Raw genomic sequence first — 23,438 nt, 5'->3', positions numbered from 1 at the left:
AGTACAGTGGCGAGACAAGTACCCAGAGATAAACAGCGCAATATTGGTATCATGGCCCACATTGATGCGGGCAAGACTACCACTACCGAGCGAATCCTGTTCTACACCGGCGTGTCCCACAAGCTTGGTGAGGTCCATGATGGCGAAGCCACCATGGACTGGATGGTTCAGGAGCAGGAACGCGGCATCACCATTACGTCCGCTGCAACCACCTGTTTTTGGCGTGAACACCGTGTCAACATCATCGACACGCCCGGCCACGTGGACTTTACCATGGAGGTCGAGCGTGCCCTGCGCGTCCTGGACGGCGCTGTCGCCGTCTTCGACTCCGTTGCGGGCGTCGAGCCTCAGTCTGAGACCGTTTGGCGTCAGGCTGACCGTTACCGCGTTCCCCGCATCGCATTCGTGAACAAGATGGACCGCATCGGCGCCAACTTCTTCCGTTGCGTCGAAATGATGAAGACCCGCCTTGGCGCCAAGCCTGTGCCCCTTCAGTTGCCCATCGGCGCCGAGGATGACTTCGAGGGCGTCGTCGACCTCATCGAAGGCAAGGCCTACATCTACGATCACAAGGATCACGGCACCAGCTTCACCACCACCGAAATACCGGCCGACTATCAGGACCAGTATGAGATGATGCGCGCCGAGATGATCGAAGCCGTCGCCGAAGAGGATGAAAGCCTCCTCGAGAAGTACATGGCCGAAGAGGAGCTGACTCCGGAAGAGCTGCGTGAAGGCGTGCGCAAGGCAACCACTCGGTTGGCCATTTGCCCTGTGCTCTGCGGCACTGCGTTCCGCAACAAGGGCGTGCAGCCCCTGCTCGACGCCGTTGTCGATTACCTGCCCAGCCCGCTGGACATCGAAATCATGAAGGGCGTTGACCCGAAGACCGAAGAGGTCATCGAGTGCCCCTGCGATGACGACGTGCCCATGGCCGCGTTGGCATTCAAGCTCATGACCGACCCGTTCGTCGGTCACCTGACCTTCCTGCGTCTCTATTCCGGAAAGATCGAGTCCGGCGCGACGTTCATGAACGCCGCCACCGGCAAGAAAGAGCGCATCGGTCGTCTTCTGAAAATGCACGCCAACAAGCGTGAGGAAATTAAAGAGGCATACGCCGGCGACATCGTCGCCGCAGTCGGCCTCAAGAACGTGGCCACCGGCGATACCCTGTGCGACCTCAAGCGCGCCGTGGTTCTGGAGTCCCTGGACATCCCGGAGCCGGTTATCGAAGTGGCCATCGAACCCAAGACCAAGGCAGACCGCGACACCCTGTCCGCCGCTCTCGTCAAGCTGGCCAAGGAGGATCCGTCCTTCCGCGTCAAGGGCGACGAGGAGACCGGACAGACCCTGATCGCCGGAATGGGTGAGTTGCATCTCGAAATCATCGTTGACCGCCTGCTGCGCGAGTTCAACGTGAACGCCAACGTGGGCGCGCCCCGCGTTGCCTACCGAGAGACCATCTCCGCGCCGAACAAGGTTGATGTCAAACATGCCAAGCAGTCTGGCGGCCGTGGTCAGTACGGCCACGTCGTCATCGAAGTCGAGCCCAACCCCGAGAAGGGCTACGAGTTCGTTGACGAGATCAAGGGCGGCGTGATTCCCAAGGAATACATTCCCGCTGTTGACAAGGGCATCCAGGATGCCATGAAGAACGGCATCTCGGCCGGATTCCCGGTCGTCGATGTTAAGGTCAAGTTGGTTTTCGGCTCCTACCATGAAGTCGACTCCAGCGAGCAGGCCTTCTACATCGCCGGTTCTCTGGCCATCAAGGAAGCCTGCAGAGGCGCCAAGCCGGTGCTGCTCGAACCGATCATGTCTGTTGAAGTTGTTACCCCCGAGGACTACCTCGGCGATGTCATGGGCGACTTGAACGGCCGACGCGGCCGCGTGGGCGAAATGGAAGCCCGCACCGGCGTGCAGGTCATTCGGTCCTTCGTGCCGCTGTCCGAGATGTTCGGTTACGCCACGGATCTTCGTTCGAAGACCCAGGGCCGGGCCACCTTCACCATGCAGTTCGATCATTACGAGCGGTTGCCGAGCAATTTGGCCGAAGAATTGATGAAAGGAAACGATTAAACGTAGAGCCGAGGATTTTCCCTTTGCTTGACAGTGCTGCGGAGCGGGTGTATTCAACCCGTCCGCCGCATGGTTCGGCGCCTTTTTCTTTCGGGCGCGGTAAAGATAAATCCTTTGAGGAGAAAGCACTATGGCTGCTTCGATGGCGAGCGATCGCATCAGAATTAAACTGAGAGCATACGATTACCGTATTCTGGACAAGGCTGTCACCGAAATCGTTGACACCGCCCGGAATACTGGTGCGGCTATTGCCGGCCCCGTGCCGCTGCCCACCGACATTCATCGTACCACCGTCCAGAAATCCGTTCACGTGGACAAGAAGTCCCGCGAGCAGTTTGAAATGCGCATTCACAAGCGTCTTCTGGATATTCTTGAACCCACTCAGCAGACTGTTGACGCCCTGGGCAAGCTTTCGCTGCCCGCCGGTGTGGACGTCGAGATCAAGCTCTAGGAGTATAGTTATGGCTAAGACTCTCGGATTGCTTGGCAGAAAGCTGGGCATGACCCGCATATTCAAGGACGATGGTACCATCTGCCCCGTGACCGTTATCGAGGCTGGTCCTTGCCCGGTCATGCAGATCAAAACCACTGACAAGGAAGGCTACAACGCCCTGCAGCTCGGTTATGACTCCATTCCCGAACGCAAGGTGAACAAGCCCATGAAGGGCCACATGGCCAAGGCAGGCAAAGACCTGTACCGCCTCCTCAAGGAATTCCCCCTCGAGGTCGTGGAAGGCTATGAGCTGGGCCAGGAAATCACCGTCGACATCTTTGCCGCCGGTGAGAAGGTCAAGGTTACCGGTACCTCCAAGGGTAAGGGGTTCCAGGGCGTCATGAAGCGTCACAACTTCGCTGGCTCCCGCGCCTCCCATGGTGCCGAGAAGGTGCATCGCGTTCCCGGTTCCGTCGGTAACGCGACCTACCCCGGCCGTGTCTGGAAGGGCAAGAGAATGCCCGGCCAGATGGGTAACGCACGCGTGACCTTGAGCAACGTGGAAATCGTCGATGTCAGGCCCGAGGACAACGTCCTCGTGGTTAAGGGCCAGGTTCCCGGCCCCAACAATGGCCTCGTCATGATCCGCAAGAACGGCTAAGAGGTATACGTCATGGCAAAAATTCAAGTTGTAGATCAGAATAACAATAAGGTGGGCGACTTCGAGCTGGCTCCCGAGGTTTTCGAGGTTGAGATCATGCCCGAAATCCTCAACCAGGTCGTTCGCGCCCAGCGCGCCTCGCAGCGCCAGGGCACCCATGCCACCAAGAACCGTGCCCTGAAGACCGGCGGCGGCCGCAAGCCGTGGCGCCAGAAGGGCACCGGTCGCGCCCGCGCCGGTTCCACCCGTTCGCCCCTGTGGCGCGGTGGTGCCGCCGTGTTCGGCCCGCAGCCCCGCGACTACACCTTCAAGGTCAACAAGAAGGTGCGCAAGCTGGCCCTTAAGATGGCTCTGTCCTCCCGCGTCTCCGAAGCGAAGATGACGGTGGTCAAGTCCATCGATCTCCCCGAGATCAAGACCAAGGCCTTTGCTGAAGTCGCCAAGAACCTCGGCCTGAACAAGACGTTGATCGTCGCCAAGGATGCCGATTCGACCCTGACGATGTCCGCGCGCAACATGCCGCACATCAAGGTCATTGAGGCCGACAAGCTGAATGTTTACGACGTGCTGCTGTACCCCGAGCTGGTTATGCTCGAGTCCGCCGCCCAAGACGTTCAAGAGAGGTTGAAGTAATGGATTATTCGAAAGTCCTGCTCAAGCCCGTGGTCTCCGAGAAGGCCAACGACGCCAAGGAGCAATCCAATCACGTCTCTTTTTACGTCCACCCCGACTCCAACAAGATCGAGGTGAAGAAGGCCGTTGAAGCAGCCTTTGACGTCAAAGTCGAGTCCGTGAATATCGTGAGCAAGAAAGCCATGCCCCGCAAGAAGTTCGGCCGACTCACCGGTGGTCGTATCCCCGGTTACAAGAAGGCCTACGTCAAGCTTGCCGCTGGTGATAAAATCGAAATCTTCGAAGGAGTGTAACCCATGGCAACCCGTAAGCTGAAGCCTACTTCTCCGGGACGCCGGTTCCAGACCGTTTCCGATTTTGCGGAGATTACCCGGACCACTCCCGAGAAGTCGCTGACAAAAGGCCTGACCAAGAAGTCCGGACGCAACAACAACGGCCGCGTGACCATGCGTCGTCGCGGCGGCGGCAACAAGTCCCTGTACCGTTTGATCGACTTCAAGCGGAACAAGGTCGGCGTTCCCGCCAAGGTTGCTGAGATCGAATACGATCCGAACCGCAGCGCCCGTATCGCCCTGCTTCATTATGCCGACGGCGAGAAGCGTTACATCCTGGCCCCTGTCGGCCTGAACCAGGGCGACGTCATCGCCGCTGGCGAAGGTGCCGACATCAAGCCTGGCAACGCTATGCAGCTGACTCAGGTTCCGACCGGTACCATCGTGCACAACATTGAGTTGTACCCGGGCAAGGGCGGCCAGTTCTGCCGTTCCGCCGGCACGTATGCCCAGCTGATCGCCAAGGAAGGCAAGTACGCGCTGCTGCGTATGCCCTCCGGCGAAGTCCGCAAGGTGCTGGCCACCTGCTGCGCGACCATCGGCCAGGTTGGAAACATTCAACACGAGAACATCAAGATCGGTAAGGCCGGACGCAATCGTTGGCTTGGCCGTCGCCCGAAGGTCCGTGGTGTGGCAATGAACCCGATCGATCACCCGCTGGGTGGTGGTGAGGGCCGTAGTTCCGGTGGTCGCCATCCGGTGTCCCCGTGGGGTACCCCGGCGAAGGGTTACAAGACCCGGAACAGGAAGAAGGCTTCCTCGAAGCTCATCGTCAAACGCCGCGGCCAGAAGTAGGAGTATAACCAATGCCTAGATCTCTTAAAAAGGGCCCGTTCCTCGACGGTTCCCTGATAAAGAAAATCCAAGTGGCTGCCGAAAATCAGGACCGCCGCGTGATCAAGACCTGGTCCCGCCGTTCCACGATCGTCCCCGAGATGGTCGGCATGACTTTCGCTGTCCACAACGGCCGTAAGTTCATCCCCGTGTTCGTGACCGAAAACATGGTCGGTCACAAGCTGGGTGAATTCTCCCCGACCCGTACCTACTTCGGCCACGTCGCCGACAAGAAAAAGTAGGGGGAGTAGATAATGGAAGCTAAAGCAGTAGCCAAGTTCATCCGCGTGTCTCCGCGCAAGACCCGCATCGTTGCCGAGAACATCAAGGGCAAGGGCGTAGAGGATGCTCTGAACATCCTCCGGTTCACTCCGCAGAAGCCCGCCGCCATTCTCAGCAAGGTGCTGTACTCTGCCGTCTCCAACGCGGAACAGATGCCTGGTGTTGACGTTGACTCTCTGATCGTCGAGTCGGTCGTGGTCAACGAAGGTCCCACCTGGAAGCGTATCCAGCCGCGCGCCATGGGCCGCGCCTTTCGCGTCAGGAAGCGTACCAGTCACATTACCATCGTAGTCAAGGAACAGTAGTATGGGACAGAAAGTACATCCTTACGGTTTTCGTCTGGGGTATAACAAGAACTGGCTGTCCCGCTGGTACAGCAAAAAGGATTACCCTGCGTTCGTCTTCCAGGACGACCAGGTCCGTAAGTTCGTCAAGAAAAAACTGTATCAGGCCGGCGTTTCCCGTCTCGAGATCGAGCGGGCCGGCGGCAAGATTCGCCTGATCATCCACACCGCGCGTCCCGGTATCGTCATCGGTCGCAAGGGTGTAGAGATAGAAAAGTTGCGTGAAGAGTTGCGCAACAAGTTTCAAACCGAGTTCACCATTGAGGTCAACGAGATCCGTCGACCGGAGGTTGAAGCTCAGCTCGTAGCTGAGAACATTGCCCAGCAGCTCGAACGCCGTATTGCCTTCCGCCGTGCCATGAAGCGCACGGTGGGCCTTGCCAGGAAATTCGGCGCCGAGGGTATCAAAGTCGCGTGTGCCGGCCGTTTGGCCGGAGCTGAAATTGCACGTGGCGAATGGTACCGTGATGGGCGTGTGCCCCTGCACACCCTTCGTGCCGACATCGACTACGGTTTCGCCGAAGCTTCCACTACTTACGGCGTCATCGGTGTCAAGGTCTGGATCTTCAAAGGTGAGATCCTGGACAAAGAGGTACAATAGTAATGCTTGCTCCAAAAAGAGTTAAATTCAGAAAATGGCAAAAAGGCCGACTCAGAGGCAAGGCCCAACGGGGTAACATAGTGTCCTTCGGCGATATCGGGCTGAAGGCATTGGAGCACGGAAAGATCACCAACCAGCAGATTGAGTCCGCTCGTGTCGCCATCATGCGTCACATCAAGCGCGGCGGTAAGGTCTGGATTCGCATCTTCCCTGATCACCCCACCACCTCCAAGCCCGCGGAAGTCCGTCAGGGCAAGGGTAAAGGCGCTCCCGACGGTTGGGTCGCGCCGGTGAAACCGGGCCGCATCATGTACGAAGTGAAGGGCGTCGACATCGAGCTCGCCAAGGAAGCCCTCAAGCGCGCTTCCTACAAGCTGCCGATCAAGACGACCATCGTTGTGAAGGAGGGTCTGTAAGATGACTTCCAAAGAACTTCGTGAATTGGATGACGTCAAACTGGCTGAGAAGCTGAAGGAATCCCAGCATGAGCTCTTCTCCATGCGTTTCAAGCATGCGACCGCTCAGTTGGAGAACACCAAGGCTCTGTCCGGCGTCAAGAAGACCATCGCCCGTATCCTGACTATTCAGCGGGAACGACAGGGAGCTTAAGAAATGGCTGAGTTCAAATACCAAGGCAACAAGCGCCTGCTCACCGGCCTGGTCATCTCCGACAAGGCAGACAAGACCATTGTCGTTCGTGTCGAGACCCTGGTGAAGCATCCGCTGCTGAAGAAGTACATCCGCCGCCGCAAAAAGTTCATGGCCCATGATCCGGCCAATGATTGCGGTGTTGGCGATACGGTGCAGATTGTCGAATCGAGGCCCATGTCCAAGCGCAAGCGCTGGCACCTGGTGAAGATCCTCGAAAAAGCCGTCTAGGGATTAGGAGGAAATCACATGATTCAGGTTGAATCCAATCTCGATGTCGCTGACAACTCCGGGGCCAAGAAGGTCGCCTGCATCAAGGTGCTCGGTGGTTCCAAGCGCCGCTATGCCAGCGTCGGAGATATTATCGTAGTGTCCGTCAAAGAGGCCATGCCCCATTCCAAGGTGAAGAAGGGCTCGGTCATGAAGGCGGTTGTCGTTCGCACGAAGAAGGAACTCGGTCGTCCCGATGGCTCCTTCATCAAGTTCGACAACAATTCCGCCGTGCTGCTCAACAACAACCTTGAGCCCGTCGGGACCCGTATCTTCGGTCCCGTGGCTCGTGAGCTGCGCGCCGCCGGTTTTATGAAGATCGTTTCCCTCGCTCCCGAGGTTCTGTAAGGAAATGATGATGAAGACTAAAATCCGTAAAGACGACAAGGTCATGGTCATCGCCGGGAAGGACAAGGGAAAGGTCGGCAAGGTCTTGAAGATCTTCAAGAAGCAGGACAAGGTCCTGGTCGAGAAGGTTAACATGGTCCAGCGCCATACCAAGGCCAATCCCTATGCCCAGCAGCCCGGCGGCATTATCGAGAAGGAAGCCCCTATCCATGTATCCAATGTGGCTGTGGTCTGCGACGCATGCACCAAGCCCACGCGGGTAGGGTACAAGAAGACTGAAGACGGTAAGAAGGTGCGCTTCTGCAAGAAGTGCAACGAGACCTTCAAATAGGTATCAGTATGACACGTCTCGAAAAGTTGTATAACGAAAAGGTCGTCCCCGAGCTCCAGAAGGAGTACGGTTACACCTCGGCCATGGAGATCCCCAAAATCGTGAAGATCTCCCTGAATATCGGTCTCGGTGCCGCCAGCCAGAACAGCAAGCTCATTGATGCCGCTGTCGAGGAACTGACCGCCGTTTCCGGCCAGAAGGCCGTGGTCACCCTGGCCAAGAAGTCCATCGCGCAGTTCAAGCTGCGCGAGGGCCAGCCGGTCGGTTGCCGCGTCACCCTTCGCGGCGACCGCATGTGGGACTTTTATGACAAGCTCGTGAGCTTCGCTCTGCCCCGGGTCCGCGATTTTCGCGGCGTACCCGACCGCGGTTTCGACGGTCGTGGTAACTTCACCATGGGCATCAAGGAACACACCATCTTCCCCGAGCTTGACATCGACAAGGTGGAGTTGGTGAAGGGCATGAACGTGACCGTGACCACCACGGCCAAGACCGACAAGGAAGGCAAGACCCTTCTTGACCTCCTTGGCATGCCCTTTAAAAAGTAGGAGGACGGAAAGTGGCCAAGACAAGCTTACGCGTTAAGGCAAGCCGCAAACCCAAGTTCAAGGTCCGCGCTTACAATCGGTGCCCGATTTGTGGCCGTCCTCGGGCTTTCCTGAGGCGGTACGGAATTTGCCGTATCTGCTTCCGCAACAAGGCTCTCGCCGGCGAACTGCCCGGCGTCCGCAAGGCGAGCTGGTAATTAAGGAGAATCGAAATGGCTGTTGTTGATCCTGTAGCCGACATGTTGACCCGCATCCGGAATGCGTACTGCGCTTATCATACCGATGTCGCCGTACCGGCTTCCAAGATGAAGTCCTCGATCGCGGGTATCCTGAAGGAAGAAGGTTATATCGCCGACTACGCTGTCGAGGACAGGGACATCAGTATTACCCTCAAGTACGCCGACGGCAAACCGCTTATCACTGGCCTGCGTAAGGTCAGCAAGCCCGGTCGCCGTGTGTACGTTGGTGCTTCTGATATCCCCCGAGTCCAGAACGGCATCGGTATTTGTATCGTGTCCACCTCCAAAGGGCTGCTTGAAGGCGCCAAGGCCAAAGAGGCCAATGTCGGCGGCGAGCTGCTCTGCGAAATCTGGTAAAGAGGTTCCGTTATGTCTCGTATAGGAAAGAATCCCATCGACATCCCCTCGGGTGTCGAGGTGTCTGTCGGAGCCTCCGAAATCCAGGTCAAGGGTCCCAAGGGCTCCTTGAATACTCCGGTCGATCCGTCCGTTGAGTATAAGGTGGAGGATGGCAAGGTGTACGTTTCCCGCGCGGATGATTCCCGTCGCTCCCGCGGCCAGCACGGTCTTCGCAGGACCCTGCTCGCCAACTGCGTGGACGGCGTGACCAAGGGCTTTACCAAGACCCTGGAAGTCATCGGCGTTGGTTACAAGGTGTCCGTGCAGGGCAAGAAAGTCGTGCTCAACGTCGGGTATTCCCATCCGGTGGAGTTCGATCTTCCCGCCGGCCTGGAAGCCAAGGTGGAAGGCTCCAAGCTGACCATCGAGGGCATCGACAAGCAGCTTGTCGGTGAAGTTGCGGCTCAGATTCGTCGTGTGCGCCTGCCGGAACCCTACAAGGGCAAGGGCATCAAGTATCTCGACGAAGTCATTCGCCGTAAGGCCGGTAAGTCCGGTTCCAAGTAGGGGTAAAGTCATGAGCAAAAGCAAGAATGCACAGCGGCTTCTTCGCAAGCCCCGCATCAGAAAGAAGATCTCCGGTACCGAAGTTCGGCCCCGTTTGGTCGTCTATCGCTCCAACCAGCATCTCTATGCTCAGTTGGTCGATGACGAAAACGGTGTGACGCTCGCTTCCACCAGCACTCAGGTGCTGAACAAGGACGGCGAAACTCTGAAGGCCAACAAGGACTCCGCTTCCAAGGTGGGCAAGGCTATCGCCGAAGCCGCCCTGGCCAAGCAGATTGAGACCTGCGTCTTCGACCGGAACGGATATATCTATCACGGCAAGATCAAAGCTCTTGCCGACGGCGCCCGTGAAGGCGGGCTGAAATTCTAGTCACCAGGAAAGAACAATGGAACAGAATGAAAGTGGATTGATTGAAAAAATCGTCTACCTCAATCGCGTCGCCAAGGTTGTCAAGGGTGGCCGCCGTTTCAGCTTCAGCTGCCTGGTGGTCGTCGGCGATGGTGAGGGAGGAGTCGGTTACGGACTTGGTAAAGCCAACGAAGTGCCCGAAGCCATCCGCAAGGCCAGTGAACGGGCCAAGAAGAACATGATCAATGTTCCTCTGCTGGACGGCACCCTGCCGTATGAGGTCCTGGGACGCTACGGCGCGGGCCGAGTTATGCTCAAGCCCGCCAGCCGAGGCACCGGCATCATCGCCGGCGGTCCCGTTCGTGCGATCATGGAAGCCGTTGGCGTCCATGACATCCTGACCAAGGCCATCGGCACCAACAACCCGCACAACGTGTTGCGTGCCACCATGGCCGGATTGGAGTCCCTGCGAAGCGCTGAAGAGGTTTCCTCCTTGCGCGGCGTGTCGGTATCCACTCCCAGAAAGTAGAAGGATAACGCCGTGATTAAAGTCAAGCAGATCAAAAGTAAGATCGCGTGCAAGCCGCACCAGGTGAAAGTCCTGGAATCCCTGGGCCTGCGCAAGATCAATCAGGTCAAAGAGCACGATGACACCCCTGTCATCCGCGGAATGATCTATAAGGTCAGACACCTGGTGGAGGTTACTGAATCATGAGACTTCATGAACTCTACGCCTTCCCGGAAGAGTACAAGAACCGCAAGCGCATAGGCCGCGGCTCCGGCTCCGGTGCCGGTAAGACCGCCGGTAAGGGCCACAAGGGCCAGAACGCCCGCTCCGGCGGTGGCGTTCGTCCCGGCTTCGAGGGCGGCCAGATGCCTCTGGCTCGCCGTCTGCCCAAGCGCGGATTCAAGAATCCCTTCCGTGAAGAATACGAAGCCGTGAACGTGGGCCGTCTGATTGCCCTGTTCGAAGGCAAGGACGAGATCACCCTGGCCGACATGTACGAGCGCGGCGTCGTCAAGGACGGCGCTCCGGTCAAAGTGTTGGGCACCGGTGAAGTCGAGAAGGCCGTGACCATTGAGGCTCATCGCTTCAGCGCGTCCGCTGCCGACAAGATTGCCAAGGCCGGTGGAACCGCCAAGGCCATTGAAGCGTAAACTCACTATTGATTCGGAAGGGTACTGATACGATGTCAGGAGTTGATAATATTGCCCGGTTGCCGGAGCTGCGGAAAAAGCTGCTCTGGACGTTCGCACTGCTCGCTGTCTACCGGTTGGGCATACACATCCCCATTCCAGGCGTCGATAGTGCTGCGCTTTCCGAGTTCTTCGCTCAGGCGCAGAACACTCTCTTCGGCGTGTTCGACATGTTCTCCGGCGGTGGACTCAAAAGGATGTCCATTTTCGCCCTGGGTATCATGCCGTACATTTCGGCCTCGATCATCCTTCAACTTCTGACCGTGGTCAGCCCCGAGCTGAAGCGGCTCCAGAAGGAGGAAGGCGAGGCCGGCCGCAAGAAGATCACCCAGTACACCAGATACGGCACGGTGCTTATCACCATCGTGCAGGGTTTTGCCATCGCAACCGGTTTGGAGTCCATGAGTTCGCCCACGGGCGCACCCATGGTTCTCTATTCCGGGATCGGCTTCAAGCTGATGACGATCCTGACCCTGACCGCGGGTACCGTGTTCCTGATGTGGCTGGGTGAACAGATGACCGAAAAAGGTATCGGAAACGGCATCTCCCTTATCATCTATGCAGGTATCATCGCCGGCCTTCCGGCCGCGGTGATTAACACCCTGCAATTGATGACCGTGGGCGAGATCTCCCTGTTCATCCTGCTGCTCCTGATTGTCGTGATGGTGGCCACCCTGGCCTTCATCGTGTTCATGGAGCGCGGACAGCGTCGTATTCCGATTCACTATGCCAAACGTCAGCAGGGGCGGCGCATGTTCGGCGGCCAGACTACGCATCTGCCGTTGAAGATCAACACCGCAGGTGTTATTCCGCCGATCTTCGCCTCTTCTATCCTTATGTTTCCTGCAACGCTTGCCCAGTTCTCGAGCAACAAGTATTTGCAGGACTTCTCCGCCTACTTCCGGCCTGATTCCGTCTTGTACAACATACTGTACATCGGCATCATCATCTTCTTCTGCTATTTCTATACTGCGATCATGTTTGATCCCAAGGGAATCGCGGAGAATATCCAGAAGCAGGGCGGCTTCATTCCGGGCATCCGTCCGGGAAATCGCACCCGCGAGTACATCGACAAAGTGCTTGCCCGCATCACCCTGTGGGGCGCGCTGTATGTCTCTGCGGTCTGCGTCCTGCCCATGTTCCTGATCAGCAAGTTCGGCGTTCCGTTCTACTTCGGCGGCACCTCGCTGCTGATCGTGGTCGGCGTGGCCATGGACTTCATGGGCCGGATCGAATCCTATATGATCTCTCGCCAGTACGAGGGATTAATGGGAAAAGGTAACAAACTGAAAGGCAGGCGCTAGTTTTGAAAAAGTTCAGGGGCGTCTTCGTCAAGAACGATAAAGAGATTGGCCTCATGCGTGAGGCCAATCGTATTGTTTCCAAGATACTCGACGAGCTGGGAGAGAATGTCCGACCGGGCGTTCCGACCATGCTGTTCGAGGAGATTTGCCGGAAGCGGTGCGACGAGTTCGGCGTCCGCCCGGCATTCCTCGGGTACCAGGGCTTTCCGTATGCCCTGTGTTGCTCGGTTAACGAAGAAATTGTACATGGTTTCCCGTCCAGGACCCGCATCATTGAAGAGGGTGACATCGTCAGCTTCGACATGGGCGTAGTGTTCCACGGATTTTACGGCGACTCAGCCCGTACCTTCGGGGTAGGGCAGGTCTCCGAGGAAAGCCAAAAACTCATGGATGTTACCCGTGAGTCTCTGTATAAGGGTATCGAACAAGCCGTACCCGGTAACAACCTCTATGACATTTCCGCGGCAATCCAGTCATATGTTGAAGGGTTCGGCTTCGGTATAGTCCGTCGTTTTGTAGGACACGGGATCGGAAGCCATCTCCACGAGAAGCCTGAGATCCCCAACTTCGTTCCCAAGGGCATCTCCGGCGTTCCTCTCAAGGCCGGAATGGTGCTTGCCATTGAGCCGATGGTCACGGTTGGGTCGTATGAGGTTGATGTCCTTGAGGACAAATGGACAGCTGTGACAAAGGACCGGAAATACTCCGCGCACTTTGAGCACACCGTCGCCGTGACCTCCGACGGACCTAGAATATTGAGCGTGTCCGATTAGCTCCTGCGGGGGCCTGAAATTCGGGCTTGCACTTTATTCCAAAAGGCTGTATAAAACGCAGCTTCGTTTAAAAGGCCACCCCCCGAGAGGGGGGTATGGGCATTATTGTTATTTAGACATTGGAGATGGTCATGAAAGTCAGACCTTCTGTTAAGAAAATGTGTTCCAAGTGCAAAGTAATTCGGCGCAACGGAGTGCTTCGGGTGATCTGCGAGAACCCGCGGCATAAGCAGCGTCAAGGATAGAGGGTAATAACTATGGCACGTATTGCTGGCGTTGATCTGCCGAGGAACAAGCGCATCGACATTGCGTTGACGTACATTTACGGCATCGGCCGGACCATGGCCCTGCAGATTCTCGACTCCACCGGGATCGACTGGAAGACCAGCAGTGATGATCTCACTGCCGATGAAGTCAACCAGATCCGTGTCGAGATCGAAAACAACTACAAGGTTGAGGGTGACCTCCGTCGTGAGATTACCACCAACATCAAACGGCTGATGGACATCGGTTGCTATCGCGGCCTGCGTCATCGCCGCGGCCTGCCCGTTCGCGGTCAGAAATCCAAGACCAACGCCCGTACCCGCAAGGGTCCCCGTCGTTCCGTCATGGGCCGCAAGAAGAAATAACTCGACATGCGACTATCGCCGGCGCGTGCGTAAGCGTGCGGGCGTTTTACAAGACTTTTATTCAACGGAGAAAAGGCAATGGCTAAACCCCGTCGCTCTGGGAAGAAAAAAGAAAAGAAGAATATTCCCGTCGGTATTGCCCACGTCAAGGCCACGTTCAACAACACGATCGTGACCTTTACCGACGTGAAGGGCAATGTCGTCAGCTGGGCTTCTGCCGGTGCTCACTTCAAGGGTTCCCGCAAGTCCACTCCTTTCGCGGCTCAGATGGCTGCCGAAGCTGCCGCCAAGCGCGCGCAGGATTCCGGTATGCGTACCGTGGGTATCTATGTCAAGGGCCCTGGGTCCGGACGTGAGGCCGCCATGCGCGCCATCAACAACGTCGGCTTCAAGGTCACTTTCATCAGGGACATCACTCCGATTCCCCACAACGGTTGCCGGCCGCCCAAACGCCGCAGGGTCTAATTAAGGAGAAAAATCGTGGCAAGATATACTGAAGCAAAATGCAAGCTGTGCCGCCGTGAGGGGGAGAAGCTCTTCCTCAAAGGTGATCGCTGCTACACCGACAAGTGCGCTTACGAGAAGCGCCCCTATCCTCCGGGACATGCTGGTCGGCTGCGCCACAAGATGTCCGACTACGCTGTCCAGCTGCGTGAAAAGCAGAAGGTTCGCCGCATGTACGGCATCCTGGAAGGACAGTTCCGGATGTATTACCACCGTGCCGACGCCATGAAGGGCGTGACCGGCCACAATCTGCTGTTCCTGCTGGAACGCCGACTCGACAACGTCATCTACCGCCTCGGTTTCGCCAACTCGCGCGACCAGGCTCGCCAGTTGGTTCGCCATGGCATCTTCAAGCTGAATGGCCGCCGCGTGAGCATTCCGTCCATGCAGGTCAAAGCTGAAGACGTCATCGAAGTTCGTGATGAAGCCCGGAAGATCCCTGTGATCAACGAGGCCCAGGAAGTCATTGCTCGCCGCGGTTGCCCCGAGTGGCTGGAGTCCGACGGCGCCAACTTCAAGGGCACGGTTAAGGCCATGCCGAGCCGGGAAGACATCCAGTTCCCGATCAACGAGCAGCTGATTGTCGAATTGTACTCCAAGTAAATAGGGGACTACATGCTTATTGAGAACGGCGACAAACTCATCAACACCCGCAATTGGAGCGAATTGGTCAAGCCCGAGGCTCTCGCGCGCGATCCCAAGTCCTCCAAGACGTACGGTAAATTCATCTGCGAACCCCTGGAGCGCGGCTACGCCACCACCATCGGCAACGCCATGCGCCGGGTTCTTCTCTCCTCCATGCAGGGGTGTGCCATCGTGTCCGCCTCCATTGAAGGAGTGCAGCATGAATTCACCACGATGCCCGGGGTTCTTGAGGATATGACCGAGGTAGTGCTGAACCTCAAGCAGGTTCGCATAGCCATGACCACGGACGAGCCTCAGCGCTTGGTCCTCGAAGCCGACAAGAAGGGGCAGGTCACGGCCGGTATGATCCAGGAAAACCAGAATGTCACCATTCTGAACAAGGATCAGCTGATCGCCACCCTGACCGAGAATCGTCCTCTCAAGATGGAGTTGGAAGTCCGCATGGGCAAGGGCTACGTCCCGGCCGACATGCATGAAGGACTGACCGACGAAATCGGCTCCATGGTCCTCGACGCCAGCTACTCCCCCGTCAAGAAGGTCGCATACTCCGTCGAACAGGCGCGTGTCGGCCAGATGACGAACTATGATAAACTGATCCTGGAAGTGTGGACCGATGGTTCCGTCACTCCCGAGGATGCCTGTGCATACAGCGCCAAGATCCTTAAGGACCAGCTCTCGGTGTTCATCAACTTCGACGAATCCGCTTCCGAGACTCATGAGGAAGAAGACGATTCCATCGATCTGAACCCGAACCTCTTCAAGTCCATTGACGAGCTCGAACTCTCGGTTCGCGCCACCAACTGCTTGAAGGCCGCCAACATTCAGCTTGTGGGCGAACTGGTCCAGCGTACCGAACAGACCATGCTCAAGACCAAGAACTTCGGCCGCAAGTCCCTGGACGAAATCCGCCGGGTTCTGGACGGCATGACCCTCAAGTTCGGCATGTCTGTCGAGGATTTTGACAAGAAATACCAGGAATGGTTGAAGAGGAAAGAGAAAAATGAGGCATAGAAAGTCCGGTCGCAAACTGAATCGGTCCAATTCGCACCGTGCCGCCATGTTCAAGAATATGGCCCGCGCGCTGCTGACCTACGAGCAGATTCGCACCACTGAAGCCAAGGCCAAAGAGCTTCGCCGCATCGTCGACAAGCTCATCACCATGGCACTGCGCAATGACCTGCATACTCGCCGCCAGGCTTACAAGGTCCTCGGCAGCCATCAGATGGTTCAGCGTCTCTTCGACGAAATCGGCCCGCGCTTCGAAGGCGGCGTCGGCGGTTACACCCGCATCGTCAAGATGTCCCTGCCCCGCAAGGGCGACTGCGCTCCCATGGTCATCATCGAGTTGACCAAAAAAGCTGAGAAGTCGGCTCCTGAAGCTCCCGCCAAGGACGAGTCCAAGAAGGCTCCCGCTCCGAAGGCCGAGAAGAAGGAAGAGTCCAAGGCTCCCGAGACTCAGCCCGAAGCCGAGAAAAAGGCTGACGAAGAATAAAGAAGAAAGGGCAGGCCTTACGCCTGCCCTTTTTTTGTCCTTTATTATAGATTTTGTCAATTTATAGGATTGGTTACATGGACATCAGAAAGCTTGAAGCATTTTGCAAGGTGTATGAGCTGCAGAGTTTTTCCAAGGCTGGCGAGGCCATGTTCCTCTCGCAGCCGACAATCAGTTCCCATGTGGCCAATCTTGAGGACGAGTTGGGCGTAAAGCTGTTTGATCGGCTGGGCCGCAAGATTATGCCCACCCAGGCCGGGAATGTCCTCTACGAGAGTATGGTGAGCGTTTTTCGGAGCCTGGATCGGGCAAAGGCGGCCATTGAGGTCCTGCGTGACCGGGTGGTAGGCGAACTTCAGGTCGGATGCAGTACCATTCCCTCCCACAGCATTTTGCCCGAGCTTCTCAAGTCCTTTTCCGCCAAGTTTCCCGAAGTTTCGTTTATCGTGCATACCGCGGATTCCTGCGAAGTCATCAAACGGGTGGCATCCGGCGACTGGCCCGTCGGCATTGTCGGCAAGCGGCCGGAGGAAGATGAGTTGACCGCCACGCTTTTGGCCCGTGACGAGACCATTCTCGTGGCGTCGCCCGACGCCCCTTGGCTGCCCGCCGAGCGCGAACCGTCCCTTGGCAGGCTTGTCGAATTGCCGTGGGTCATGCGGGTCAAAGGATCGGCCACGCGGATGGTGTTGGAAGACGCTTTGAAGAGCGCGGGCTATTCCCTGCAGGACCTTAACGTCCGTTGCAGGGTGGAAGGGACGTGCGAAAGCCTGGCTCATGCCGTGCACGGCGTCGGGGTTTGCTTCACGTCCAAGCTGGCCGCTCAATCACTGCTCGACAGCGGTGAGGTGGTTCGCATCAACGCTCCGGCCCTTGAAGGGCGCAGAGAGTTTTATCTCATCCACCATGGCGGCCGGTACATGTTCCCGGCGTTGAAGGCGTTTGTCGGGTTCGTCAGTTAGACTGCTTCCGGCAGGAAAACCAATTCCGGGACCCGGTCTATGATCTTGGTCTCAACCAGGTTTTCATAGAACGTCCTCATGCCTTTCTGCTCCTCGTCCCCGAGATCGTAGACCAGACCGTCGAAGTAGGAACACATTTCCTCGTCGTTCAGGTTGCTTTCCTCGGCGGCCATGACGCAGACGTCGCTGATGTTCTCTATTCCCCATCGTTTGCCCGCCAGGAGCATCTCTGCCGCCTGCTTCACTCTTCCCCTATCCCGCTCCCAACTCTCTCGCTGCACGATCCATACGCCGAATATGAATGGCAGGCCGGTTAGTTGCCGCCATGCCTCGCCGAGGTCTATGCGGTGCGGGTAGTCCGGGTGATAGCGCAGGTTCAGCGCTTCGTCGCCGATGCACAGGATGGCTTCGGGACGTTCTCCTTTTTCAAGGATCGCGGTGGCGTTATCCGTGAAGAAGCCTGTTTCGATCTTCCACAGTTTGGCCTGAAGGACCCGGAGCAGTGCGGCGGAGGTGTGGGTCTGTGAACTTACCAGGATGGTTTCTCCGTTCAGTTCCTCCACCGGCCGACGGCTCAGGAGCAGCACGGACTGAACCGGGCCACGGCTGCCTATGGCGATGTCCGGAATGAGGTAGTATTTGTCCGCGTGGCGTGCGTATTCCACGCTGGAGGCTGCGGACAGGTCGAGCTTGCCCGCGTCCATGAGCTTGTTCAACTCGGCCGGCGGCCCGGAGGTCACTTCGCAATCGAGGGGAAGGATGCCGGATTCCAGCGGATGATAGATGGGCAGAACATTGAGATAGCCGATTTTCCCGAGACGAACGGACATTACTTTGCCTCCATCAGTGTATAGTCCATCGTGCGTTGCCGGGGAATGAACCCGGCGCCCTCGACGAGGCGGTGGATTTCCTCGCGGGAGAGGCGGAAAGAAACGCCTGCGGCTTTGACCACGTTTTCTTCGATCATGGTGGAGCCGAAATCGTTACCGCCGAAATAGAGGGCCAACTGCGCGATTTTCGGCCCCATGGTCACCCAGGAGACCTGGATGTTGTCCACGTTGTCGAGGACGATGCGGGAAACGGCCAGGGTACGCAGGTACTCGATGCTCGTCAGCTTGCGGCACCGGGACAGGGCGGTGTGGTCCGGCTGGAATGTCCAGGGAATGAAGGCCGTGAACCCGCCGGTGCGGTCCTGAACGTCGCGTACGCGGAAAAGGTGCTCCAAACGCTGGGCCGGAGTTTCCAGGTGGCCGAACATCATGGTCGCGGTGGTGCGGAGTCCCTGCCTGTGGGCTTCTTCCATGACGCCGAGCCATTGGTCGGACGGGCATTTGTTGGGAGCCACTCTGGAACGTACCTCGTCCACCAGTATCTCGGCTCCGCCGCCGGGAATGGAGTCCAGCCCGGCCTCGCGCAACCGCCGGATGACTTCGCTCACGGGGATGCCTTCCTTTTCGCTCCAGAAAACCACCTCGGGCGGAGAAAATGCGTGAATGTGCACGGGATGGTTTTTCTTGATCCAGCGCAGCATATCCTCATACCAGGTCAGCGGCAGGTCCGGATGGTGCCCGCCTTGCATCAGTATCTGGGTGCCGCCCAGGGCCACGGTTTCGTCGATCTTGCGTCCGATCTCCTCGAAGGAGAGCACATACCCGTCCTTGTCGCCCGGTTCGCGGTAGAACGCGCAAAACTTGCAGCAGCATACGCAGACGTTGGAATAGTTGATGTTCCGGTCCACCACGTAGGTGACCAGCGGATCGGGATGCTTGTTCAGGCGGACCTGATGGGCCAGTTGGCCGAGGTCGTGAAAATCCGCCTCGGCATACAACAACCGGGCCTCGTCAAATCCGATGCGTTCGCCGCTCGACACTTTTTCGAATATCTTGTTCAGTTCACTCATGGTATTGCTCGCAAGCGCTATCCCTGTTGCCCCGGCCCGCCTCGAATCGTCTCAAGCGGTTCGCAGCGGGTTGAGGAAGCGAAGGCGTTGTTACACTTCGTTGAAAAAGCCGTCGCGTTCGACGGGAGTGCAGCCGCAGCCCCGAATCATGTCTTCGAGTTCGGATCTGCTCAGCCCCTGTTCCGAGGTGGCTCCCGCTTCGTGGCCGATTTTTTCTTCTATGACGGTGCCGTCGAAGTCGTCCGCTCCGAACTTGAGCGCCGCCTGAGCCTGCTTTACGCCGAGCATGACCCAGTAGGCCTTGATGTGCGGGATGTTGTCGAGGAGCAGGCGGGAGACGGCGATGGTCCGCAACTCTTCGAGTCCCGTCAGCGGGTTGTCGATCTTGAGTTGGCTGTTTTCCGTCAGGAAGGGGAGCGGGATGAAGCAGGTATAGCCGCCGCCCCGGTCCTGGGACTCGCGCAGTCGGATGAGATGGTCCACGCGGTCTTCCAGAGATTCGATGTGGCCAAAAAGCATGGTGGCGTTGGTCTTGAGGTCGAGTCCGTGGGCCTCTTCATGGATGGCCAGCCACTGGTCCGCCGTGGCCTTGCGCGGGCAGAGCCGTTCCCGGACGTTCGGCGCGAAAATTTCGGCTCCGCCGCCGGGCAGCATACCGAGTCCGGCTTCCTTGAGGCGGGACAGGACTTCGCGGGAGGAGATACCCTCCAGGCTAGCGAAGTGGGCGATTTCCACGGCGGTGAAACACTTGAGAACCGCATCCGGATAGCGGTCCCGGACAGCGCTGAGGATGTCCTCGAAATAGGCCAGGCCGAGCCTGGGGTGGCAGCCGCCCACGATGTGGACTTCGCGCGGCGGGAGCGGGGCGGCTTCGAGCTTGGCGAGGACGTCCTCGCGGGTGAGGACGAAGCCGCCGCTTTGGCCTTCCTCGCGCTGGTAGGCACAGAATACGCAGCCGTTGACGCAGACGTTGGTGTAGTTGACATGGCGGTTGACCACGTAGAACGCCTTGTCCCCGTGAAGACGGGTGCGCGCGCGATGGGCCAGGGCGCCCACGGCCAGCGGTTCCGGGCAGCGGAAGAGGCGCAAGCCGTCCTCGAAGGAGAGGCGTTGGCCCGCTTCGACCTTGTCCCGGATGTCGGCCAGATTCATGTTTTCGAAATAGTCGCTCTTGAACAGGGTCATGCGGTTACTCCTGTGAAGGGGCGTCGGCCAGGCCGTGGCGTAGAAAAGCCGCCAGGGCGCGGGCGCGGGCCTGTAGGTTGGCTGCCGGGGCGAGCCCGTTATCCAGTGAAGGCACGGCGTATCCCTGGAGGAAGCGGTCCATGACCGCATGGAGGGTGAAGACGGCCATGTCCACATCCAGGGAGGCCGGGAGCTCTCCGGCCTTGATGCCGCTCTCGATGAGCTGTCGGAGGTACTTGGCGTTCGCCCCCCGGATTTCGCCGAGGAAGCGTTCGCGCAACGGAAAACTTTCGTTGAAGAGCATTTTCAGATAGATGCGGTAAAGGTTTGGGTGCTCGTCCACGAATTGGGCTCCGGCCAGGAAGCTCTGCTCGATGCGTTCGAAGAAATCGAGATCGGGCGTGGCACGGATGGCTTTGAGCGGTTTTTTGAAACCGGCGACAGCGTGGCCGAAGAGGTGTTCGAACAGCCCCTGTTTGTTGCCGAAATATTTGAACAGCGAACCTTTGGCGATGCCCAGGCGGTCCACGATGCGGTTGATGGACGCCTGGTGGTAGCCGTGCTCGGCGAATTCCACGGTTGCTTCGTCCAGAACCCGGCGTTGCTTTTCTTCGGGCAGATTTTCAAAAGTTTTTTTGATTGCCATAGTCTTTGCGTACTTGCGTTTTCCGTTTGGTTTCATTAGTGGTGACCAGGTGGTCACCTTGATTACAAGGGGGCGGCAATCGTGTCAAGTATGGTGTGAAAATCAGTAAAAGAGGTATGTTGTCATGCAAGAAAATCTGACTCTAGGCTATTCTCCCTGTCCCAACGACACGTTCATCTTTCACGCCCTTTCCACCGGGCTGGTTCCGTGGCCGGGGGGGCTCGACGTGACCTTGGCGGATGTGGAGGAACTCAATGGGCTGGCGGCGCAAGGCGCATTGGACGTGGTCAAGGTGTCCACGGCTGCGGCCGCATCCATTCTGGATGACTACGTGCTTCTGCGGGCGGGCGGAGCCATGGGCTACGGCGCAGGGCCTGTGCTGGTGGCGGGACGGTCAAGACCGTTCGCATCTCTGGATGGTTGCAAGGTGGCCATCCCCGGAGAGAAGACGACGGCCAACCTGATTTTCGGGCTGTGTTGCCGTGAGGTCAACATATCGGTCACGCGCCTGCCCATGGTTTTCGATGAGGTGATGCCCGCCGTGGAGGCCGGGCTGGCGGACGCCGGGGTGGTTATTCACGAGGGACGGTTCACCTTCGCCGGGCGCGGTCTCTACCGGGTACTCGATCTGGGCGCGTGGTGGGAGGCGCATACCGGTCTGCCCATTCCGTTGGGGGCCATCGCCATCAAGCGTTCGCTGGGGGAGGAAATGGCCCGGCGCATGAACGAGGCCATTCGTCAGAGCCTGCTTTACGCCCGGCGCAAGCCCGAAGCAGGGCGCGACTATGTGCGCGAGCACGCCCAGGAACTGAGTCCCTCGGTCATTCGCACCCATATCGAGACTTTCGTCACGGACTACAGTTTGGATGTCGGTGAGGCCGGAATCCAGGCGGTTTCGCGTCTTTTGGCCGAGGCGGGCTGCGAACGCGAGGATATTTTCATAGAGATTTAGTCGGTCGAGGCGCTTTTCTCGGCTCGGGAGCCCTGGCTGACGTACACGCCGGCGATGACCAGGGCCGAGGCCGCGTACTGCATCCAGTTGAGCCGTTCGCCAAGCAGGACGAGTCCCATGCCAAGGGTGATGACCGGGATCAGGTTGATGAACGCCGACGCCTGGGCCGTGGGAATCTTGGACATTCCGTAGTTGTACATCCCATAGGCGCCGAGGCTCACGAACACCCCCAGGTAGAGGATGGCGGCGACTCCGGTGAAGTCGAAGGCCGTGGGCAACTCCGTGGTGGGCAGGAACAGGAGCGGGAAATAGAACGCCGACCCGACGAACGCCTGAACCATTGTCAGGAACCACGGGCTGTAGCGCGGAGTGAGCTTCTTGAGAGAGATCATGTAGCCGCAGGCGCAGACCATGGCCAGGAATTCCAGAAAGTTGCCGAGCGTGGGGTTGGATGCCGTGGCCGTCGGTTCGGCCACGCTGGAGAGGATCACCGCGCCGACGATGGCCAGACAGAATCCGGCGACGGTCCGCCATTTCAGCGGCTCTTTCAATGTCAGACGGGCGGCCACGGCCACCATGAGCGGCAGCAGGGCGCAGATCATCCCGGCCTGGGAGGCGTCCGTATAGGTCAGGGCCATGGCTTCGAACACGAAATACAGCCCGGGTTCGCAGATGCCCATGAAGGCGAGCAGCTTCCAGTCGCCCGGCTGGTAGTCGATCTTCCGCAGGTTCTTGAAGACCAGCAGGAAGCAGATCGAGGCCACGAACATGCGGCCGAAAATGACCACCATGGGATCGAAACGCTGAAAGGCGATCTTCAGAACAATAAACGAACTGGCCCACAGCAGCACGGCGGCCCAAAGCGCCGCCAATGCGCGCGTTTTCCCTTCAGCTAAGACCATGGAACATACTCCTGAGAATGTGATCGAACCATCTAACATTGTTAATCTGTGAAGGGAATAGCGGTCGCCATCACATATTCGGATGGAGTACATAGGCCGTTTCGGATCTCAAAACGAGAAAAGGGCCCAACTTTCGCTGGACCCTTTTCCCGGTGTTCTATGAAATATCAGCCTAGTGGGGGCAGACGGCAAGCACGTTGACCGGCTTGAACCCGTTGGCCGGGTCCTCCGCATAGCGGCAACCCAGATGGGAATCGTCGCGTTTATGCATGATGTCGGTCTCGGAGCCGATATAGTGCGGGCAACTGTTGTTGTTGCAGATGAGGATAACCCCCCAGCCCGTTTCGGGCGGGGCCAGCCAGGCGTCCAGCCGTTTTCCGCAATGCGGGCAGTCCCTGTCGGGCAATTCCGTGACGATGCCGGCGTATTCGTGGATAACCATCTATATCATCTCCTTGGATGCGGCGATCAGGCCGTCGTTGATTCAATAAGCAAAGATAATCCTGGAA

The 23,438-nt window shown here is 58.0% G+C and carries 38 protein-coding genes; 32 read left to right on the top strand and 6 right to left on the bottom strand.

Features of this window, described 5'->3' with window-relative positions; translation table 11 throughout:
- The first annotated feature begins 6 nt into the window (after positions 1 to 6).
- From fusA to PSN43_RS08485, 31 genes are all read left to right on the top strand, one after another.
- Positions 7 to 2,079, top strand: a complete 2,073-nt coding sequence (fusA, locus tag PSN43_RS08635) for an elongation factor G (RefSeq protein ID WP_272700322.1) — start codon at positions 7 to 9, stop codon at positions 2,077 to 2,079.
- 130 nt (positions 2,080 to 2,209) lie between these two features.
- Positions 2,210 to 2,530 (top strand): 30S ribosomal protein S10, encoded by a 321-nt coding sequence (gene rpsJ / locus PSN43_RS08630; RefSeq protein ID WP_014324026.1) that lies wholly within the window; start codon positions 2,210 to 2,212, stop codon positions 2,528 to 2,530.
- A gap of 10 nt (positions 2,531 to 2,540) precedes the next feature.
- Positions 2,541 to 3,173, top strand: coding sequence for a 50S ribosomal protein L3 (gene rplC / locus PSN43_RS08625; RefSeq protein ID WP_272700321.1), 633 nt, complete (start codon positions 2,541 to 2,543; stop codon positions 3,171 to 3,173).
- A gap of 12 nt (positions 3,174 to 3,185) precedes the next feature.
- Positions 3,186 to 3,806, top strand: a complete 621-nt coding sequence (rplD, locus tag PSN43_RS08620; protein ID WP_272700320.1) for a 50S ribosomal protein L4 — start codon at positions 3,186 to 3,188, stop codon at positions 3,804 to 3,806.
- A complete protein-coding gene (rplW, locus tag PSN43_RS08615; protein ID WP_272700319.1) occupies positions 3,806 to 4,099 on the top strand; it encodes a 50S ribosomal protein L23 in 294 nt (97 codons plus the stop codon). The genes rplD and rplW overlap by 1 nt, the downstream gene beginning before the upstream one ends.
- 3 nt (positions 4,100 to 4,102) lie before the next feature.
- Complete coding sequence (rplB, locus tag PSN43_RS08610) at positions 4,103 to 4,933, top strand: 50S ribosomal protein L2 (protein WP_272700318.1); 831 nt, start codon at positions 4,103 to 4,105, stop codon at positions 4,931 to 4,933.
- 11 nt (positions 4,934 to 4,944) lie between these two features.
- On the top strand, positions 4,945 to 5,214 hold the full coding sequence (gene rpsS, locus PSN43_RS08605; RefSeq protein ID WP_272700317.1) for a 30S ribosomal protein S19: 270 nt from the start codon (positions 4,945 to 4,947) through the stop codon (positions 5,212 to 5,214).
- Positions 5,215 to 5,226: 12 nt separating this feature from the next.
- Positions 5,227 to 5,559: a 50S ribosomal protein L22 gene (gene rplV, locus PSN43_RS08600; RefSeq protein WP_272700316.1), complete on the top strand. Its 333-nt coding sequence runs from the start codon at positions 5,227 to 5,229 to the stop codon at positions 5,557 to 5,559.
- Position 5,560: 1 nt separating this feature from the next.
- Complete coding sequence (gene rpsC, locus PSN43_RS08595; protein WP_272700315.1) at positions 5,561 to 6,199, top strand: 30S ribosomal protein S3; 639 nt, start codon at positions 5,561 to 5,563, stop codon at positions 6,197 to 6,199.
- A 2-nt stretch (positions 6,200 to 6,201) separates the two neighbouring features.
- The gene (rplP, locus tag PSN43_RS08590; RefSeq protein WP_272700314.1) at positions 6,202 to 6,615 is read left to right on the top strand and encodes a 50S ribosomal protein L16; all 414 of its coding nucleotides are present in this window, start codon (positions 6,202 to 6,204) and stop codon (positions 6,613 to 6,615) included.
- A gap of 1 nt (position 6,616) precedes the next feature.
- Positions 6,617 to 6,808 carry a 50S ribosomal protein L29 gene (gene rpmC / locus PSN43_RS08585; RefSeq protein ID WP_272700313.1) on the top strand — a complete coding sequence of 64 codons (192 nt, stop codon included), beginning with the start codon at positions 6,617 to 6,619 and terminating at the stop codon, positions 6,806 to 6,808.
- A gap of 3 nt (positions 6,809 to 6,811) precedes the next feature.
- A complete protein-coding gene (gene rpsQ, locus PSN43_RS08580) occupies positions 6,812 to 7,078 on the top strand; it encodes a 30S ribosomal protein S17 (protein WP_014324036.1) in 267 nt (88 codons plus the stop codon).
- A gap of 18 nt (positions 7,079 to 7,096) precedes the next feature.
- A complete protein-coding gene (gene rplN, locus PSN43_RS08575; RefSeq protein WP_269941378.1) occupies positions 7,097 to 7,465 on the top strand; it encodes a 50S ribosomal protein L14 in 369 nt (122 codons plus the stop codon).
- 7 nt (positions 7,466 to 7,472) lie between these two features.
- Entirely contained in the window at positions 7,473 to 7,796 is a 324-nt protein-coding gene (gene rplX, locus PSN43_RS08570) for a 50S ribosomal protein L24 (RefSeq protein ID WP_272700435.1), read from the top strand.
- 8 nt (positions 7,797 to 7,804) lie between these two features.
- Positions 7,805 to 8,344: a 50S ribosomal protein L5 gene (rplE, locus tag PSN43_RS08565; protein WP_272700312.1), complete on the top strand. Its 540-nt coding sequence runs from the start codon at positions 7,805 to 7,807 to the stop codon at positions 8,342 to 8,344.
- A gap of 11 nt (positions 8,345 to 8,355) precedes the next feature.
- Positions 8,356 to 8,541: a type Z 30S ribosomal protein S14 gene (locus PSN43_RS08560; protein ID WP_014324040.1), complete on the top strand. Its 186-nt coding sequence runs from the start codon at positions 8,356 to 8,358 to the stop codon at positions 8,539 to 8,541.
- 15 nt (positions 8,542 to 8,556) lie between these two features.
- Positions 8,557 to 8,940: a 30S ribosomal protein S8 gene (rpsH, locus tag PSN43_RS08555; RefSeq protein WP_272700311.1), complete on the top strand. Its 384-nt coding sequence runs from the start codon at positions 8,557 to 8,559 to the stop codon at positions 8,938 to 8,940.
- A gap of 12 nt (positions 8,941 to 8,952) precedes the next feature.
- Positions 8,953 to 9,489, top strand: coding sequence for a 50S ribosomal protein L6 (gene rplF, locus PSN43_RS08550; RefSeq protein WP_272700310.1), 537 nt, complete (start codon positions 8,953 to 8,955; stop codon positions 9,487 to 9,489).
- Positions 9,490 to 9,499: 10 nt separating this feature from the next.
- A complete protein-coding gene (rplR, locus tag PSN43_RS08545; RefSeq protein WP_272700309.1) occupies positions 9,500 to 9,859 on the top strand; it encodes a 50S ribosomal protein L18 in 360 nt (119 codons plus the stop codon).
- 16 nt (positions 9,860 to 9,875) lie between these two features.
- Positions 9,876 to 10,367, top strand: a complete 492-nt coding sequence (gene rpsE, locus PSN43_RS08540) for a 30S ribosomal protein S5 (RefSeq protein ID WP_272700308.1) — start codon at positions 9,876 to 9,878, stop codon at positions 10,365 to 10,367.
- 12 nt (positions 10,368 to 10,379) lie between these two features.
- Complete coding sequence (gene rpmD / locus PSN43_RS08535) at positions 10,380 to 10,553, top strand: 50S ribosomal protein L30 (protein ID WP_272700307.1); 174 nt, start codon at positions 10,380 to 10,382, stop codon at positions 10,551 to 10,553.
- Positions 10,550 to 10,996 (top strand): 50S ribosomal protein L15, encoded by a 447-nt coding sequence (gene rplO / locus PSN43_RS08530; RefSeq protein ID WP_272700306.1) that lies wholly within the window; start codon positions 10,550 to 10,552, stop codon positions 10,994 to 10,996. The genes rpmD and rplO overlap by 4 nt, the downstream gene beginning before the upstream one ends.
- 32 nt (positions 10,997 to 11,028) lie before the next feature.
- On the top strand, positions 11,029 to 12,339 hold the full coding sequence (gene secY / locus PSN43_RS08525) for a preprotein translocase subunit SecY (protein ID WP_272700305.1): 1,311 nt from the start codon (positions 11,029 to 11,031) through the stop codon (positions 12,337 to 12,339).
- Between the two features lie 2 nt (positions 12,340 to 12,341).
- Positions 12,342 to 13,112 (top strand): type I methionyl aminopeptidase, encoded by a 771-nt coding sequence (map, locus tag PSN43_RS08520; RefSeq protein ID WP_272700304.1) that lies wholly within the window; start codon positions 12,342 to 12,344, stop codon positions 13,110 to 13,112.
- A 131-nt stretch (positions 13,113 to 13,243) separates the two neighbouring features.
- A complete protein-coding gene (gene rpmJ / locus PSN43_RS08515) occupies positions 13,244 to 13,357 on the top strand; it encodes a 50S ribosomal protein L36 (protein ID WP_014324049.1) in 114 nt (37 codons plus the stop codon).
- Positions 13,358 to 13,369: 12 nt separating this feature from the next.
- Positions 13,370 to 13,741 carry a 30S ribosomal protein S13 gene (gene rpsM, locus PSN43_RS08510; RefSeq protein ID WP_272700303.1) on the top strand — a complete coding sequence of 124 codons (372 nt, stop codon included), beginning with the start codon at positions 13,370 to 13,372 and terminating at the stop codon, positions 13,739 to 13,741.
- Between the two features lie 78 nt (positions 13,742 to 13,819).
- Entirely contained in the window at positions 13,820 to 14,206 is a 387-nt protein-coding gene (gene rpsK, locus PSN43_RS08505; protein ID WP_014324051.1) for a 30S ribosomal protein S11, read from the top strand.
- Positions 14,207 to 14,221: 15 nt separating this feature from the next.
- Complete coding sequence (gene rpsD, locus PSN43_RS08500; RefSeq protein ID WP_272700302.1) at positions 14,222 to 14,848, top strand: 30S ribosomal protein S4; 627 nt, start codon at positions 14,222 to 14,224, stop codon at positions 14,846 to 14,848.
- Between the two features lie 12 nt (positions 14,849 to 14,860).
- Entirely contained in the window at positions 14,861 to 15,901 is a 1,041-nt protein-coding gene (locus tag PSN43_RS08495; protein ID WP_272700301.1) for a DNA-directed RNA polymerase subunit alpha, read from the top strand.
- The gene (gene rplQ, locus PSN43_RS08490) at positions 15,891 to 16,382 is read left to right on the top strand and encodes a 50S ribosomal protein L17 (RefSeq protein WP_272700300.1); all 492 of its coding nucleotides are present in this window, start codon (positions 15,891 to 15,893) and stop codon (positions 16,380 to 16,382) included. The genes PSN43_RS08495 and rplQ overlap by 11 nt, the downstream gene beginning before the upstream one ends.
- Positions 16,383 to 16,459: 77 nt before the next feature.
- Complete coding sequence (locus tag PSN43_RS08485; RefSeq protein ID WP_272700299.1) at positions 16,460 to 17,344, top strand: selenium metabolism-associated LysR family transcriptional regulator; 885 nt, start codon at positions 16,460 to 16,462, stop codon at positions 17,342 to 17,344.
- On the opposite strand, the gene PSN43_RS08480 is transcribed toward PSN43_RS08485, so the two are convergent.
- The 4 genes from PSN43_RS08480 to PSN43_RS08465 form a co-directional block, all read right to left on the bottom strand.
- Entirely contained in the window at positions 17,341 to 18,174 is an 834-nt protein-coding gene (locus tag PSN43_RS08480) for a menaquinone biosynthetic enzyme MqnA/MqnD family protein (RefSeq protein ID WP_272700298.1), read from the bottom strand. The two genes, PSN43_RS08485 and PSN43_RS08480, sit on opposite strands and share 4 nt — an antisense overlap.
- Positions 18,174 to 19,244, bottom strand: coding sequence for a cyclic dehypoxanthinyl futalosine synthase (mqnC, locus tag PSN43_RS08475; RefSeq protein WP_272700297.1), 1,071 nt, complete (start codon positions 19,242 to 19,244; stop codon positions 18,174 to 18,176). Before mqnC ends, PSN43_RS08480 begins: the two co-directional genes overlap by 1 nt.
- 90 nt (positions 19,245 to 19,334) lie before the next feature.
- Complete coding sequence (mqnE, locus tag PSN43_RS08470) at positions 19,335 to 20,429, bottom strand: aminofutalosine synthase MqnE (protein ID WP_272700296.1); 1,095 nt, start codon at positions 20,427 to 20,429, stop codon at positions 19,335 to 19,337.
- A 4-nt stretch (positions 20,430 to 20,433) separates the two neighbouring features.
- Positions 20,434 to 21,075: a TetR/AcrR family transcriptional regulator gene (locus tag PSN43_RS08465; RefSeq protein ID WP_272700295.1), complete on the bottom strand. Its 642-nt coding sequence runs from the start codon at positions 21,073 to 21,075 to the stop codon at positions 20,434 to 20,436.
- Between the two features lie 124 nt (positions 21,076 to 21,199).
- On the opposite strand from PSN43_RS08465, the gene PSN43_RS08460 reads away from it, so the two are divergent.
- Positions 21,200 to 22,027 (top strand): 1,4-dihydroxy-6-naphthoate synthase, encoded by an 828-nt coding sequence (locus PSN43_RS08460; protein WP_272700294.1) that lies wholly within the window; start codon positions 21,200 to 21,202, stop codon positions 22,025 to 22,027.
- On the opposite strand, the gene PSN43_RS08455 is transcribed toward PSN43_RS08460, so the two are convergent.
- Positions 22,024 to 22,929 carry a DMT family transporter gene (locus PSN43_RS08455; protein WP_272700293.1) on the bottom strand — a complete coding sequence of 302 codons (906 nt, stop codon included), beginning with the start codon at positions 22,927 to 22,929 and terminating at the stop codon, positions 22,024 to 22,026. The two genes, PSN43_RS08460 and PSN43_RS08455, sit on opposite strands and share 4 nt — an antisense overlap.
- 172 nt (positions 22,930 to 23,101) lie before the next feature.
- Positions 23,102 to 23,371: a hypothetical protein gene (locus tag PSN43_RS08450; protein WP_272700292.1), complete on the bottom strand. Its 270-nt coding sequence runs from the start codon at positions 23,369 to 23,371 to the stop codon at positions 23,102 to 23,104.
- Positions 23,372 to 23,438 lie beyond the last annotated feature (67 nt).

This window comes from Desulfovibrio sp. Fe33 (assembly GCF_028532725.1).
Lineage (GTDB): Bacteria > Desulfobacterota > Desulfovibrionia > Desulfovibrionales > Desulfovibrionaceae > Pseudodesulfovibrio.
The sequence above is the reverse complement of the archived record's forward strand: the minus strand, read 5'-3'. Positions and strand labels throughout refer to the sequence as shown.

Bases quoted from the DNA above. Each gene is read 5' to 3' on its own strand.
- PSN43_RS08495 (WP_272700301.1), top strand. From the start codon at position 14,861: ATGCTTATTGAGAACGGCGACAAACTCATCAACACCCGCAATTGGAGC.
- mqnE (WP_272700296.1), bottom strand. From the start codon at position 20,429: ATGACCCTGTTCAAGAGCGACTATTTCGAAAACATGAATCTGGCCGAC.
- rplO (WP_272700306.1), top strand. From the start codon at position 10,550: ATGAGACTTCATGAACTCTACGCCTTCCCGGAAGAGTACAAGAACCGC.
- rplC (WP_272700321.1), top strand. From the start codon at position 2,541: ATGGCTAAGACTCTCGGATTGCTTGGCAGAAAGCTGGGCATGACCCGC.
- rpmJ (WP_014324049.1), top strand. From the start codon at position 13,244: ATGAAAGTCAGACCTTCTGTTAAGAAAATGTGTTCCAAGTGCAAAGTA.
- rpsM (WP_272700303.1), top strand. From the start codon at position 13,370: ATGGCACGTATTGCTGGCGTTGATCTGCCGAGGAACAAGCGCATCGAC.
- rplX (WP_272700435.1), top strand. From the start codon at position 7,473: ATGATGAAGACTAAAATCCGTAAAGACGACAAGGTCATGGTCATCGCC.
- PSN43_RS08485 (WP_272700299.1), top strand. From the start codon at position 16,460: ATGGACATCAGAAAGCTTGAAGCATTTTGCAAGGTGTATGAGCTGCAG.
- PSN43_RS08455 (WP_272700293.1), bottom strand. From the start codon at position 22,929: ATGGTCTTAGCTGAAGGGAAAACGCGCGCATTGGCGGCGCTTTGGGCC.
- rplE (WP_272700312.1), top strand. From the start codon at position 7,805: ATGACACGTCTCGAAAAGTTGTATAACGAAAAGGTCGTCCCCGAGCTC.
- secY (WP_272700305.1), top strand. From the start codon at position 11,029: ATGTCAGGAGTTGATAATATTGCCCGGTTGCCGGAGCTGCGGAAAAAG.
- rplP (WP_272700314.1), top strand. From the start codon at position 6,202: ATGCTTGCTCCAAAAAGAGTTAAATTCAGAAAATGGCAAAAAGGCCGA.
- rplQ (WP_272700300.1), top strand. From the start codon at position 15,891: ATGAGGCATAGAAAGTCCGGTCGCAAACTGAATCGGTCCAATTCGCAC.
- rplV (WP_272700316.1), top strand. From the start codon at position 5,227: ATGGAAGCTAAAGCAGTAGCCAAGTTCATCCGCGTGTCTCCGCGCAAG.
- rpsJ (WP_014324026.1), top strand. From the start codon at position 2,210: ATGGCTGCTTCGATGGCGAGCGATCGCATCAGAATTAAACTGAGAGCA.
- rplR (WP_272700309.1), top strand. From the start codon at position 9,500: ATGAGCAAAAGCAAGAATGCACAGCGGCTTCTTCGCAAGCCCCGCATC.
- rpsS (WP_272700317.1), top strand. From the start codon at position 4,945: ATGCCTAGATCTCTTAAAAAGGGCCCGTTCCTCGACGGTTCCCTGATA.
- PSN43_RS08480 (WP_272700298.1), bottom strand. From the start codon at position 18,174: ATGTCCGTTCGTCTCGGGAAAATCGGCTATCTCAATGTTCTGCCCATC.
- rplF (WP_272700310.1), top strand. From the start codon at position 8,953: ATGTCTCGTATAGGAAAGAATCCCATCGACATCCCCTCGGGTGTCGAG.
- rpsK (WP_014324051.1), top strand. From the start codon at position 13,820: ATGGCTAAACCCCGTCGCTCTGGGAAGAAAAAAGAAAAGAAGAATATT.
- rplW (WP_272700319.1), top strand. From the start codon at position 3,806: ATGGATTATTCGAAAGTCCTGCTCAAGCCCGTGGTCTCCGAGAAGGCC.
- rpsH (WP_272700311.1), top strand. From the start codon at position 8,557: ATGGCTGTTGTTGATCCTGTAGCCGACATGTTGACCCGCATCCGGAAT.
- PSN43_RS08465 (WP_272700295.1), bottom strand. From the start codon at position 21,075: ATGGCAATCAAAAAAACTTTTGAAAATCTGCCCGAAGAAAAGCAACGC.
- PSN43_RS08460 (WP_272700294.1), top strand. From the start codon at position 21,200: ATGCAAGAAAATCTGACTCTAGGCTATTCTCCCTGTCCCAACGACACG.
- mqnC (WP_272700297.1), bottom strand. From the start codon at position 19,244: ATGAGTGAACTGAACAAGATATTCGAAAAAGTGTCGAGCGGCGAACGC.
- rpmC (WP_272700313.1), top strand. From the start codon at position 6,617: ATGACTTCCAAAGAACTTCGTGAATTGGATGACGTCAAACTGGCTGAG.
- rpsE (WP_272700308.1), top strand. From the start codon at position 9,876: ATGGAACAGAATGAAAGTGGATTGATTGAAAAAATCGTCTACCTCAAT.
- rpsQ (WP_014324036.1), top strand. From the start codon at position 6,812: ATGGCTGAGTTCAAATACCAAGGCAACAAGCGCCTGCTCACCGGCCTG.
- rpsC (WP_272700315.1), top strand. From the start codon at position 5,561: ATGGGACAGAAAGTACATCCTTACGGTTTTCGTCTGGGGTATAACAAG.
- rplD (WP_272700320.1), top strand. From the start codon at position 3,186: ATGGCAAAAATTCAAGTTGTAGATCAGAATAACAATAAGGTGGGCGAC.
- rplN (WP_269941378.1), top strand. From the start codon at position 7,097: ATGATTCAGGTTGAATCCAATCTCGATGTCGCTGACAACTCCGGGGCC.
- PSN43_RS08450 (WP_272700292.1), bottom strand. From the start codon at position 23,371: ATGGTTATCCACGAATACGCCGGCATCGTCACGGAATTGCCCGACAGG.
- rplB (WP_272700318.1), top strand. From the start codon at position 4,103: ATGGCAACCCGTAAGCTGAAGCCTACTTCTCCGGGACGCCGGTTCCAG.